This window comes from Methanosarcina sp. 1.H.T.1A.1 (assembly GCF_000979295.1).
Classification (GTDB): domain Archaea; phylum Halobacteriota; class Methanosarcinia; order Methanosarcinales; family Methanosarcinaceae; genus Methanosarcina.
The window spans coordinates 1-13224 of record NZ_JJQY01000109.1; the positions used below are offsets into that span (position 1 = coordinate 1).

Consider the following 13224-nt stretch of genomic DNA (forward strand, 5'->3'; position numbering starts at 1 on the left):
GTGTTTTTATGCTTAGGAGGTGATCCAGCCGCAGATTCCCCTACGGCTACCTTGTTACGACTTAACCCCCCTTGCGAAATTCAGGTTCGAACACGGCACAGAGTCCGTGCCCTCACCCATACCTCACTCGGGTGGTTTGACGGGCGGTGTGTGCAAGGAGCAGGGACGTATTCACCGCGCTATATTGAAACGCGATTACTACGGATTCCAGCTTCACGAGGGCGAGTTACAGCCCTCGATCCGAACTACGAATGGGTTTGTGAGATTGCCAACCCCTTTCGGGGTAGGGACCCATTGTCCCATCCATTGTAGCCCGCGTGTAGCCCGGGAGATTCGGGGCATACTGACCTACCGTGGCCCGCACCTTCCTCCGATTTAACACCGGCGGTCCCCACAGAGTACCCATCGTCCCGGAGGACATGCTGGTAACAGTGGGCACGGGTCTCGCTCGTTGCCTGACTTAACAGGATGCTTCACAGTACGAACTGGCGACGGCCATGCACCTCCTCTCAGCGATTCAGGCAAAGTCTTCAGCTTGGCCTACATATTGCTGTCGCCCCCGGTGAGTTGTCCGGCGTTGAGTCCAATTAAACCGCAGGCTCCACCCGTTGTTGTGCTCCCCCGCCAATTCCTTTAAGTTTCAGCCTTGCGGCCGTACTTCCCAGGTGGCTCGCTTCACGGCTTCCCTGCGGCACCAGACACGGTCGCGCCATGCCTGACACCTAGCGAGCATCGTTTACGGCTGGGACTACCCGGGTATCTAATCCGGTTCGTGCCCCCAGCTTTCGTCCCTCACCGTCGAACCCGTTCTGGTAAGACGCCTTCGCCACAGGTGGTCCCACAGGGATTACAAGATTTCACTCCTACCCCTGTAGTACCTCTTACCTCTCCCGGTTCCAAGCCTGGCAGTATCCCCCGAAAGCCTAACGGTTAAGCCGTCAGATTTCCCGGAGGACTGACCAAACCGGCTACGGACCCTTTAGACCCAATAATCACGATCACCACTCGGGCCGCCGGTGTTACCGCGGCGGCTGGCACCGGTCTTGCCCGGCCCTTGCTAACAGGTGTAGTTTACACACCTGGACAGCCAGCAAATGTTGCTGGCACTCGGTGTCCCCTTATCACGGTTTCCCGCATTGTAAAGTTTTCGCGCCTGCTGCGCCCCGTAGGGCCTGGATTCATGTCTCAGAATCCATCTCCGGGCTCTTGCTCTCACAACCCGTACCCGTCGTTGGCTAGTAGGTACATTACACCCACTACTACCTGATAGGCCGCAGACCCATCCTTGGGCAGACGAATCCATTTTACGCATAAAGCATTCCAGCATATATGCGGTATCCGGAATTATCCCCAGTTTCCCGGGGTTATGCCGGTCCCAAGGGCAGGTTATCCACGTGTTACTGAGCAGTACGCCATGTTCACGAAGAACATATGACTCGCATGGCTTAGGCGAACACCGATAGCAGTAACCTCTGGCAGGATCAACCAGAATTGTTATACACACTTTGTTCCTTAAAGGTCTTGGTCGCAGAAACTTGCACTAACAACTAGCAATTCAGTTAGTTCATTTCGCGATAGATGTTGAAACATCTATCACCCAGAATTAACCGAACCGACAAATCCTCGTCAGACAGAAAAAATAACTCCTGTCCCCACCAAATTAATAATGAGTAGTAATTGCTGCATTTATGATGCAGGAAATTATAGTTACTCACTCATAGTATTTAAAGGTATCGAATTCCCCCCTTGACAGGAAGAACCTTCGCCAGATTACTATGAGAAAACTTTCTCGCGGGATTTTGAGGTCCACGCCAGAGAGAGAGATATATGTACACGCTCATAGTATATAAAGCATTGTATTTCTCTTTTGAAAAAGACGAAATATCAAACCACATGACTATGAGAGAACCAACCAACACAACAATATTCATGCTGGCACTGGAAACATACATACATGAGTTGTAGTATATAAAGATTTTCATTCAGGCAACATTGTATAGAAAAACAAACATAACATATAATGAAATTTTGTTTTTTTCAGTTCCTGAATCCCACCCTGGAATTAATAATTCAAGAGCGGTGCACGCTTGTTTTACGTGTGAGACATACAACCATGTATCCGGTATATATACCTGTCGCCATACACACCACATGAAAAAAAATAATAATAAGAAGGAACAAAAAGAAAGCAGAAAAGCGCAGCATTAAAATAACAACAGGAAGTTGGAAGCGGCACGATGAATAACCTTAAAGCCCAAAAAAAGAGATATAGAATATTTAAGGGTATAAAAATAAAAAAATAATATAATTGCAAACTACATATAACGAGGTATCACACTGGCAGACTTAAAGAAACCTATATCAAAAGCCAATCCCAGCACGGAAGAGACGGTAACAAGAATACGTACTCCGCGCAAGGAAAATAACGAGATTCTGGCAACCGTTGAAAGTCTCCTTGGTGCAAACCGTCTTAAGCTCCGTTGCATAGATGGAGTCATCCGTATGGGGAGAATTCCGGGTTCGATGAAAAAGAAAACCTGGATTAGAGAGGGAGATGTTGTCATCGTTGTGCCATGGGAATTTCAGAACGAAAAGGCAGACGTTATATGGAAATACACAAGGCCACAGGTAGACTGGCTCGAGAGAAAAGGGTACCTGAAAGGATAACATAGTAATGGACCAGGACGAGAAAATAAGGCGCCTTGACAGCGCCAAAGATAAAGCGCGTGCTAGGGAGAAAGACTCCGCCAGGCTGAAGGTGGAAGAAAATGTATTCGACGTGCCCACCCTAAAAGTCCTTTATACCCTTTCCAATAAGGGCATAATAAAGGCGCTGGGGGGCGCCATCAGTACCGGAAAGGAAGCAAATGTTTTCTATGCAGAAGGTGAGGAAAGAGAACTGGCAATAAAGATATACAGAATGGCCAGCAGCACTTTCAAGGCGATGGATGCCTATATTATGAAAGACCCTCGCTTCACAAACATTAGAAATAACAGGCGAGACATCATTTTCGCATGGACACGCAAGGAATTCCAGAACCTGAAACGTGCAAAGAGCGCAGGAATACGAGTGCCTGAGCCATTGGTTGCGGAGAAAAATATTCTGATTATGGAGTTCATGGGAGAAGAAAAGGTGCCCTATCCCCTATTGAAGAACACGCACCTGAAAAACGAGGAAGCAAAGCTTGTTTATGACAGAATCGTCGAATATATGCGCCTCCTCCATAAAGAAGCGAATCTCGTCCATGCCGACCTGAGTGAATACAATATCCTCATTGATCCGGCAGATAAGACCCCGGTTTTCATCGACATGGGGCAGTCTGTGACCCTAGAACACCCTAATGCCAGAGAGTTTCTCTACAGAGACGTGCAAAATATACTCAGGTTCTTCAGCCGCTATGGAATAACAGACAAACCTGAAGAACTGCTTTCAAAAATACAGGCGGAAACAACATGACTCAGTATCTTAAAATTCCCAAAGAGCGAATCGGAGCAATTATTGGTCCTAAAGGAGAAACAAAGAAATTTATCGAGGACAAAACCGCTTGTCAACTGGACATAGACAGCGACAGCGGAAAAATCGATATTACCTGCGAGGAAGATCCATTGAAAGAATTCAGGATTCTTGAAACCCTCAAAGCTATAGGAAGAGGTTTTAGTCCCGAAAAAGCCCTTGGAATCCTTGAAGATGACATGTTAATGCTTGAGATCATTGACCTATCCGACGTCGCCACCACTCCAAAAGAGCTCCAGCGCGTAAAAGGCAGGATTATAGGAAGAGGTGGACGAACCAGAGAGCTTGCGGAAAGCCTGATAAATGTCAAGATATCAGTATACGGAAAAACCGTATCCATACTCGGATACCCTGAACAGAACACCATAATCCGAACAGCCATAAAAATGCTGCTTGACGGAGCTACACACGGCGCGGTATATAAGTTCCTTGAAAAGAAGCATCAGGAGCTATTACATTCCCAGCTGGACTCAATTGAATATTACTAAAAAAGTGTTAAAAAATGGAGAGTTCCGGAAGCTCAATCTTATCCGGCCTCTTCAGAGTTTTCTTCATCATCTTCTTCTAACCTTGTTCCGCCGCCTTCAAGGAACTTACCCCTTCCCTGCTTTGCATTAATGGACTCTTCTATCCAGATTACCTCGCCTCTGGAGAGTGTATATTGCGGAAAGACCGCGTCCATTCCTTCAAAAGGCGTCCAGCCAGCTTTACTGTGCAGCATTTCAGCTTTTATGGGTTGAAGGTTGCGTGGATCTACAATAATGAGATCTGCATCAAACCCCACTTCAAGCCGGCCTTTTCCCTGAAGATCCAGCCCGAAAGCCTTTGCCGGGTTTCTGCTTGTTACCATAATCATCTGTGAAAGGGGCAGGATATTTTTTCTGACCGCGGCAAGCATGAGAGGCATAAGGGTTTCAACCCCAGGCACCCCGGAAGGAGCTACCCTGATATCGACATCCTTTTCAGACTCAAGGTGTGGAGCATGGTCTGACGCCACCATGTCAATAGTCCCGTCATTCAGCCCATTTACAAGCGCTTTGATGCTGTGGCTTCCCCTCAGAGGAGGGTTCATTTTTCCAAAAGACCTGAGCCTCTCCCAATCCTTCGTAGAGAGAAACAGATGATGGGGAGCAACCTCACATGTAAAAAGGGATGTTTTGTTTTCTCTTTTTGCAAGATATTTCTCTTTTCGGATCATTCCCACAGCTTCAAGCGTACTTAGATGACAGAAATGTGCCCTGACCTGGAGTTTGGAAATGAGTTCAAGAGCACTCTTGACAGCCGATGCCTCGCATTCGTTTGGGCGTACCCTTGAATGGTACTCATAAGAAACATCATCTTTCAACAACTGTTCCATTTCAAGGCGCATCTTTTCATCCTCGGCATGGATTGTAGCAAGGGCTCCGAGGCGTTTGATCTCAGCCAGGGCTTCTTCAAATGTTTCTTCATTGATGTTTAGCCCGCCTGTAGACTCAGCCATGAAGATTTCCCCGAAAGCCGTGACTCCCAGCCTCCAGAGTTCTTTGAGCTTCTCTATGTTTCCCGTAACCCCGCCGTTAATCCCGAAGTCAACAATTGACTTGTTCCGGGCAAGTTTGAGCTTTTGTTCAAAAGTGCGCCTGTCTGTTGTAGGAGGTATGGTGTTTGGCTGATCAATAACAGTGGCAATACCCCCGGCAGCTGCAGAGCATGACCCTGTGTACCAGTTTTCCTTTAGAGTCATGCCAGGTTCCCTGAAATGGACATGCACGTCAATTCCGGCAGGCAGGGTAAGTGCACCCCCTGCATCTATTACCATGTCCGAACTTGAAACCCTGAAGTCCTTTCCGATTTTAGTGATTTTGCCGTTCTCAATAAGGATTTCGGCAGACTGAAGAGAATTATTATAATAAATCCTCGTATTTTTGATATGAATATCAGGCATGGGCGTCTATATGCTTATAAACATACTTAAAACATGTACATCACTGAAAGATTGAGAAATAAGAGAGAAGAAGGGGCGAAAAAATAAAAACTTGAGTAAAAGGAGAAAAATGAGAGAAAACAAAAATGACAGAAACGAAAAAAGATGCAGAGGAGAGGAGGAAAGAAAAAAGATGCAGAGGAGAAAAGGAAAAGAAAAAATAAAGGAAAACAGCCAGAAAGCCGTTTCAGTTTAACTTAATGCGTTCAGCCGTCGTAAGATAGACAACACTCTCACAGATGTTGCAGCAGTGGTCTGCAATCCTTTCCAGGTAGCGGATCAGGAAGAGCAAATGTGTGGCTTTGGAAATAATACCTGGGTCTTTAGCCATCATTTCTATTAACTCTACCCAGACTGCATAAAAGATCTGATCGACCTCTTCATCCCGGGCGGCTGTCGCTCTTGCAAGTTCAGGGTCCCGCGTCTCGAAAGCTTTGATGGAATTTGCAATCATATCTGCGGTAATATCTGCCATTCTTTTGGTGTCGATGAGCGGTTTCACATGCCCACCTTCGATTTTTCCGGGAATTTTGGCAATATTGATTGAAAGCCCCACGACCCTTCTAAGGTCTGCCGCCATCTTAAGCGCCGACACAACAAGCCTGAGGTCGCTGGCCATGGGCTGCTGAAGCGCAAGCAGGTCAAAAATCGAAACCTCGATTCCTTCCTCAAGTTTATCTGCTTCCGGCTCAAGAGCAAGCGTCTTTTTGGCAAGCTCGACATTGAGGTCTATAACCGCCTCCATGGAGTCGTGAAAAATCAGTTCAGACATTTCCCCGAGAGAAAGTACGGACTCCTTGAGCAGGTCCAGCTGCCTTAGATATCGTTCTCGAACCATATTAATCACCCAAACCTACCAGTAATATAATCCTCAGTGCTTTGTTCCATAGGATTTTGAAAAATCTGCCTTGTCTGACCGAACTCAATCAGTTCACCCATTAGGAAAAAGCCCGTGTAGTCCGAAATCCTTGCCGCTTGTTGCATATTATGAGTTACAATTACTATCGTATAATCTTTTTTAAGGTTAATGATCAGTTCTTCGATCCTTGATGTTGAAATAGGATCGAGAGCACTGCAGGGCTCATCGAAAAGAATGATTTCGGGCTTTACTGCCAGAGTCCTGGCAATACAAAGCCTTTGCTGCTGCCCCCCACTCAAGGAAAGGGCAGGAGACTTGAGCCGGTCTGAGGTCTCATCCCAGATGGCAGCCGAACGAAGGGCACCCTCGACAACTCCATCCAGATCTTTCTTAGTTATACCATGAATACGCGGCCCGTATGCGATGTTGTCGTAAATGGACATTGGGAAAGGATTGGGCTTCTGGAAAACCATTCCAACACGTTTCCGGAGGTCAACAACATCCACGCCTGTTCCATAGATATCCTTGCCTTCAATCGAGATTTTACCTTCGACCCTGCAGTTTTTGATAAGATCGTTCATCCTGTTAAAACACCGGATGAAGGTAGACTTTCCGCAACCGGAAGGGCCTATAAGAGCGGTTACGCTGTTTTTGGGGATATGCATGGAGATATTCTTAAGGGCCTGCTTTTCCCCGTACCACAGATTAAGGTTTTCTACTTCTATCTGGGGCGGAGCTACGTTTTGAACAGCTTCAGTCATTTATGGACCTCAATTATCATATAAACCCTGATACGTTATTAACAAAACTTAAATCAAATTTTCAATTTTTGCCTGTAATGCCTGCGGATCAGAACCGCTATAAGGTTTAAGCCCAGCACAATCATCAACAGGACCAGAGCCGTCCCATACTGAAGGGGCCTGGTTTGGGCAATGTTTGTCCCGGCGGTAGCCAGCACGAAGAGATGGTAGGGAAGGGCCATGAACTGGGAATAGATCGAGTCAGGCAACCTTGGCAGGTAGTAAGCTGCGCCCGTAAGAAGAATAGGAGCCGTTTCCCCTGCAACCCTTCCAATACTCAGGATGGAACCTGTAACAATTCCCGGAATAGCTGCCGGCAGGACCACATGCCTTATGGTCTGCCATTTGCTGATCCCAAGCGCAAGAGAGGATTCCCGGTACTCTTTAGGGACTGTAATCAGGGCTTCCTGGCTGGAACGGATAATCACCGGGATGATCAGGAGAGAAAGGGTGAGAGAGGCCGAAAGTATAGAAGGGCCAAACCCAAAGTATTTAACAAACAGTGCCAGCCCGAAAAGCCCGAACACCACAGATGGAGTTCCTGCAAGATTATTAATTGCCATTTCTATAAGCCAGGTAGTTCGGGTTTCTCCTGCGTACTCGTTGAGGTAGATGGCAGCCAGAATCCCCATGGGAAGAGCCACAGCCATTGACCCGAGGATAAGAGTTAAAGTGCCCACAATTGCAGGATAGATCCCACCTTGCGTCATCATCCTTCTGGGCATCTCGGTAAGGAACTCAATGCTAATTACACTGTACCCATTGTAAACAATATAGGCAAGGATGATCAGCACAAACCCTGCTACCATCAGTGTTGCAAGCCTGAGCAGTGCAAAGGCAATTTTTTCACTTGTTCTTGCATTCAATCCCATGCTCAGTCCACCTTGAACCTGTATCGCTTTTTAATTGAATCCGCAATCAGGTTGATCAGGAAAGTTATGATGAAAAGTACAGACCCAACCGCAAAGAGGGCATGAAAGTGAGTACTTCCCTGGGGAACCTCCCCCATCTCAAGTGCGATTGTGGCAGTCATTGTCCTCACAGGGTCCAGAATGCCTCCGGGAAAAGAAGGAATTATTGCAGTATTTCCGGTTACCATCATGACAGTCATTGTCTCCCCTATAGCTCTCCCTATGCCGAGCATTACAGCTGCGGAAATTCCGGAAAGGGCTGCAGGGATTATGACCTTGTATATAGTCTGCCATCTTGTGGCCCCAAGAGCAAGCGAACCTTGCTTGAGAGTGCTGGGAACAGAACTGATGGCATCCTCTGAAATAGTAATTATCGTGGGAAGCGCCATAATCCCGAGCATAATCGAGCCTGTGAGAGCAGTTTGTCCCGTAGGCAGGTTAAAGGCAGTCCGCACAAACGGGACCAGTACAACAAGCCCGAAGAACCCGAATACAACCGAAGGAATACCTGCCAGGATCTCGATAAAGGGCTTAAGGAAATCCGCAACCTTTGGGTGCGCAATCTCGGAAATATAGATTGCAGAAGCAATCCCCAGAGGCACAGCAAAAAGAATTGCTCCGGCAGTAACAAGAAGTGAACCGAAAAACAGAGGCAATAACCCGAACTGCCTGTTTACGGATGTCGGGTACCAGAACTTCCCTGTAAGAAAGTCCAGAAGAGACGTAGCTTTAAAAAGAAGTAAACCGTCCCTGAATAAAAAGAGGCATATAAGGAAAAGGATGACGACAGTAAGGGCGCTTACTGAGAAAAGCACCGATTCGATCGTTTTTTCCTTATATTTTCTGTTGAGCATATTATTCCCTTGAAATTGTTTTTCAGATTTTACTGGTTTATCGGGAAGTACCCGACTTCAAGCACCAGGCTCTGCCCGTCCTCACTCATCACATAGTCGATGAATTCCTTTGTGAGGCCCGAGGGCTCCCCGTTGGTATAGAAGTAGAGAGGCCTTGAAAGTGGGTATGCACCACTGATTATGTTTTCAGAGCTTGGGTATTCAGAGCCGTTTCCACCATCCAGGCTCAGGGCCTTTACACTCTCATCGAGGTATGCAACGCCTATGTATCCGATTGCATTGGAGTTCTGAGTGACCTCGCCCACAATTCCCCCTGTTGCAGGCTGGGTAAGGGCATCAGGCCGGAACTCGTCCCCAAGCAACACGGCTTCCTTGAAATATTCATAAGTTCCGGAACTGCTGTCTCTAGAAATCACCACAATAGGCCTGTCCTCGCCACCAACATCCTTCCAGTTGCTGATGCTCCCGTTGTAGATGCCGCGTAGCTGGTCAAAGGTAAGTTCAGAAACAGGATTATTGGAGTTTACAACCACTGAAATGCCATCAATGGCAATAGTGTGCTCCACCGGATTGATGCCATTTGCTTTAGCAGCTTCGATTTCATCAGCTTTCATTTCTCTGGATGCAGTAGCAATGTCCACCCCTCCATCAATGAGCGCAGCAATCCCAACTCCGGACCCGCCCCCGGTAACTGTCACACTCTTTTCAGGAAATTCAGTCATAAATTCTTCAGCTTCAGCCTGAGCAAGGGGAAGAACTGTGTCTGAACCTTTCAGAGAAATATCCTGAACCGAGGAAGAGCCTTCACCATTTTCATTCCCGGTACATCCAATTCCCAGAAACACAAGCCCGATCACCAGTAATGTGAGGATTGTGTATGCTTTGAATTTATTCGCCATGTTACACATACTCCATAAAACAAATGAGGATAAATCATCAATCTATAGTTATTAAAGTTAGTTCCAGTATAATTGATTATAAAAGGAGAGAGATATATAAATATTCGCCACATATAATGTATTGTAGTATATATAAAAAATAAGTATCAATTAAACTGTTTTACTATATAGTAAAGATATAAAAGAAATATAATACCACAGTCATAACCTTCAAAACATGTTGCCAAATACCCGATAAAAAAAACAGGACATAATACCCGATAAAAAAGCAGGACATAAAACAGAGGGCCAGAATGTATGGTAAAGGGTCAGATACCACGGCGCTTGGGACGGCCTGTCAGCCAGATAGATATTTTCCTTAACCCCGAGCCGTGCGTCGAGCGTGGCAAGAACGACCCGGTATAATGAATAAAGTTGTATGGATCAGAGATATTTGTAATTCAGTCCTCTTGAGAGAAGCTCACTGCGATAAACTATAAATTAGTCTGCTTGAGCGAGCGAAGCGAGTGAAACGGACCGCGTACTCCCGAGTCGCAATTCGGGCGAGGCGCAATTCGGGCGAGGCGCAATTCGGGCGTCAGAAATCGAACAGGGAACGCTGCTCTGCACGCCCGTTTTCCGGACACTGGATTTTCTCTTCCTGTACTATCTCTTCGGTCTCCTTTTGAGAGGAGACTTTTTCTTTTTCCTGCTTTTTCACTTCAGGTCTCTTCACTTCAAAATCAAAGAGGCCTTTCTGCTTTGAATCAAAGTCAAGGGAAGACATTTTGACTCCGAAAACCCCCAGAATGCGTTCCACAGGGGGCAGGATCTGCTTCTTAATATAGTAATCCACATCTATAGGCACATTTCGCTCCCTAACATAGTCGGGATCCTCGGCCCGCTCAACAAAGAGGCCTTTTCCTGCGATGATAACAAAAGGAATCCTTGTCCCTATCGAAGGCATGACCCCGGTCCGCTTCCTCAGATTTTCTACAACGGTCAGGTGTGGCTGCTTGTTTTTGTAGCTTTCAGTTTTCCGGGTAAGGGTCCGGGTCAGGACAAGCTTTTCAATAAGCTCGGCATCTTTTCTAGGGTCAAGGTTTCTGACATCGTTGACCACCTTACGGACGTGTTCTACAGCCTGGTCAACATCGCCCTCTATAAGCACAAGCTCAAGAACCCTGTTAAGAGTTATTGAAGTCAGTTCGCACCAGTCCCTGCGCACGGTTTCCATGCCTTTGACCTTGATTTTGTCTTCCCATCCGGAATTTTTGGGCTCAAACAGCCAGAGAGCATAGCGTTTCTTTGCAATGAGAAGGGCGCGTTTTGCAACAGATTCGAACTCGAGCTCCATCGGGTCAGGCAGAGAAGCCGAAACAATCTCTGAAAGCCGGTTCCCTACAAGACTGACATCTTCAAGGGAGATATCTCCTCCTGAACTGCAGTGCACAAAAACACTGTCCGTATCCCCATAAGCAACTGACAGTTCGACAATTCTGTCCTGAGAGGAAAGTTCCCCTGCTTCTTCGAGAAGTAAAGCTGCCGAACCTCTGAGAACGATTTTTCCTATAGTATTGTTGATAAGGTCCCGTGTATTCAGGATATTACTTCTTCCAAAACTGGTTACGGCGTTTGCAAGCGTCAGGCTGTAGAGCCTTGCCCGGGCATACCCCGAATAGCCGTAAAAACTGTTCAGCAGGATTTTCAGGGCGAGCTGGGTGGCATCAAGCACACGATACTCGTTTTCATCCGAAGCCCGCTTCATCCTTTTCTTTGTCTCTCCCCTCTGGTTAAGCAGGTCTTCAAGAATGGAAGGCACAATACCTCTGAATACTTCAGGAGGCACGAATTCTCCCCCCGAAGGAGGCGTGATAGTTATCCCATCAGGCCTGTCTCGAGTCACAACAGTTGTGTAACACAGGTTGTGAGCCATCATGATGGTCGGATAAAGAGACTTGTAGTCAAGGATCAGCACATTTTCCAGAAGGCCCTTCTTCGGTTCCAGTACCTCTCCACCTTTCAGGTCCGAACTCATATCGTACCTTTCAGACGAAAGCTCGTCCCCTGGTTTTGGAAGAATAACCCTGTCCTTCAGCCCGAATTCCCTGAGGAGAAGAGTCTCAACCATGGAAGTCTGGCCTCCGTCAACAATCTCCTGGAGCAGACACCCGCTTACCTGGGCAAGAGCAATGTATTTATCAAGGAGCCTCAGCTCAAGGACAAGCTCCAGGGCAAGCTCGGAGTCCCTGCGTGAATAATCAACAAATTTTCGGAATTTATCCCCGGAATCATTCCAGTACTCTTCCATCTCCATCGGAGCAACATCAAGTTTTTCACGGTTCAGGAGTTCTTTTGAAACGACTCTCAGGGTATACTGCTTCAGGCTGAAAGCTCTCCTTATAAGAGGAAGGGCATCCACAACCACCCTTCCTTTCAGTTCAGTCCGGGTAATGAGCCCGAACCTTCTATAACCTATCTGGCTGCCGTCCCTGCCAACAACCGGATTGATCACTTCCCCTTTTGCAGAAAGGGCTTTGACCCTGTCCGTGATATAAGGAATATCGAAGTCCTGGTGGTTATACCCTGCAACAATGTCAGGGTCATATTCACAAAGAATCTCAAAAAACCGGTTTAACATCTCGGTTTCGTCCCTGCATGGAATAACATCCCCGTCCATACCTTCAGCAGGTTTTGCCAGCAGAATAAGGGTTTTATGCCCTTTATATTCGGGCTCGAAGGAAAAGCTGATCATGATTATGGGGGAGACGTCAGGAGAAGGCATCCCTCCGTCAAGGGGCAGGCACTCAATATCAAAAGAGAGATACTTCAAAGGAGCAAGGGCCAGGCTTTCAACCCTCTTTAACCCGGATGCAAGGATTGACGAATCACATGCAAAGTTTTCGCAGTGGGAACTGCCTGCAGAACCTGTCCTGAAGTATCGAGGGGGGTCTACTGGCTGCCCTTCTGCAGAGACCCAGACCATGCCTCCAAGGTTCCTGTCAATTAAAAAACGGTTTCTGAAGAGAATATCACTTTCATAAATCTGCCAGTCACCTTCGGCTCTCAAAACATCCCGGATCTTCAGAATCTCGTCCCTTATCTCAGGCACATCCCTTGGCAGGCGGGTAGTAATCCTGAGCATTTCTTTCTTTGTTTTCTGGTATCCGACAGGTTCAAATTTTTCGACAATTTCGACCTTTTTGACCTGCTCAAATGTATCTTTTATAAGCCTTGCTACAGCGTGCAGGTCTCCAGAGGCCTTGAGATAAAAGTAAGGCTCAAAATCCGGGACAAAGCAGCATACACTTTTTCCGTCCGCTCCCCTGCCAAAGAGGCGGATGACAGGCCCGCTGTCATTGACGATTTGGTAATCTGCATCCAAGATCTGAAAATCCATAGGCATGGTTTACAGCTTTAGATAGACATATAGCTTTTGTTGTAT

11 protein-coding genes and 1 rRNA gene are annotated in these 13224 nt (G+C 46.9%); 4 read left to right on the top strand and 8 right to left on the bottom strand.

Annotated elements, in window-relative coordinates; translation table 11 throughout:
• Positions 1-14: 14 nt before the first annotated feature.
• Positions 15-1492, bottom strand: a 16S ribosomal RNA gene (locus EO95_RS11505).
• 839 nt (positions 1493-2331) lie between these two features.
• Here EO95_RS11505 and eif1A point away from each other — a divergent pair.
• From eif1A to EO95_RS11520, 3 genes are read left to right on the top strand one after another with little or no spacing between them, the layout of a single operon-like run.
• Positions 2332-2667 (top strand): translation initiation factor eIF-1A, encoded by a 336-nt coding sequence (eif1A, locus tag EO95_RS11510; RefSeq protein ID WP_082106022.1) that lies wholly within the window; start codon positions 2332-2334, stop codon positions 2665-2667.
• A 7-nt stretch (positions 2668-2674) separates the two neighbouring features.
• Positions 2675-3457, top strand: a complete 783-nt coding sequence (locus EO95_RS11515) for a serine protein kinase RIO (RefSeq protein ID WP_048134829.1) — start codon at positions 2675-2677, stop codon at positions 3455-3457.
• Positions 3454-4002, top strand: coding sequence for a KH domain-containing protein (locus EO95_RS11520; protein ID WP_048134830.1), 549 nt, complete (start codon positions 3454-3456; stop codon positions 4000-4002). The genes EO95_RS11515 and EO95_RS11520 overlap by 4 nt, the downstream gene beginning before the upstream one ends.
• 38 nt (positions 4003-4040) lie before the next feature.
• Here the strand turns inward: EO95_RS11520 and EO95_RS11525 are convergent, their stop codons facing one another.
• Positions 4041-5438, bottom strand: coding sequence for a dihydroorotase (locus tag EO95_RS11525; protein WP_048134831.1), 1398 nt, complete (start codon positions 5436-5438; stop codon positions 4041-4043).
• Positions 5439-5547: 109 nt separating this feature from the next.
• Here EO95_RS11525 and EO95_RS18495 point away from each other — a divergent pair, with 109 nt between their 5' ends.
• Positions 5548-5673 carry a hypothetical protein gene (locus EO95_RS18495; RefSeq protein ID WP_255350193.1) on the top strand — a complete coding sequence of 42 codons (126 nt, stop codon included), beginning with the start codon at positions 5548-5550 and terminating at the stop codon, positions 5671-5673.
• Here the strand turns inward: EO95_RS18495 and phoU are convergent.
• The 6 genes from phoU to EO95_RS11555 all read right to left on the bottom strand — a co-directional run bounded on the left by phoU (position 5665) and on the right by EO95_RS11555 (position 13185).
• On the bottom strand, positions 5665-6315 hold the full coding sequence (gene phoU / locus EO95_RS11530; RefSeq protein ID WP_048134846.1) for a phosphate signaling complex protein PhoU: 651 nt from the start codon (positions 6313-6315) through the stop codon (positions 5665-5667). The two genes, EO95_RS18495 and phoU, sit on opposite strands and share 9 nt — an antisense overlap.
• Before the next feature lie 5 nt (positions 6316-6320).
• Positions 6321-7097, bottom strand: coding sequence for a phosphate ABC transporter ATP-binding protein PstB (pstB, locus tag EO95_RS11535; RefSeq protein ID WP_048134832.1), 777 nt, complete (start codon positions 7095-7097; stop codon positions 6321-6323).
• A gap of 53 nt (positions 7098-7150) precedes the next feature.
• Positions 7151-8008 carry a phosphate ABC transporter permease PstA gene (pstA, locus tag EO95_RS11540; RefSeq protein ID WP_082106023.1) on the bottom strand — a complete coding sequence of 286 codons (858 nt, stop codon included), beginning with the start codon at positions 8006-8008 and terminating at the stop codon, positions 7151-7153.
• A gap of 2 nt (positions 8009-8010) precedes the next feature.
• The gene (gene pstC / locus EO95_RS11545; RefSeq protein WP_048134833.1) at positions 8011-8901 is read right to left on the bottom strand and encodes a phosphate ABC transporter permease subunit PstC; all 891 of its coding nucleotides are present in this window, start codon (positions 8899-8901) and stop codon (positions 8011-8013) included.
• Between the two features lie 29 nt (positions 8902-8930).
• Positions 8931-9800, bottom strand: coding sequence for a PstS family phosphate ABC transporter substrate-binding protein (locus EO95_RS11550; RefSeq protein WP_048134834.1), 870 nt, complete (start codon positions 9798-9800; stop codon positions 8931-8933).
• A gap of 577 nt (positions 9801-10377) precedes the next feature.
• Positions 10378-13185, bottom strand: a complete 2808-nt coding sequence (locus tag EO95_RS11555; protein ID WP_048134835.1) for a DNA-directed DNA polymerase — start codon at positions 13183-13185, stop codon at positions 10378-10380.
• Positions 13186-13224: the final 39 nt, after the last annotated feature.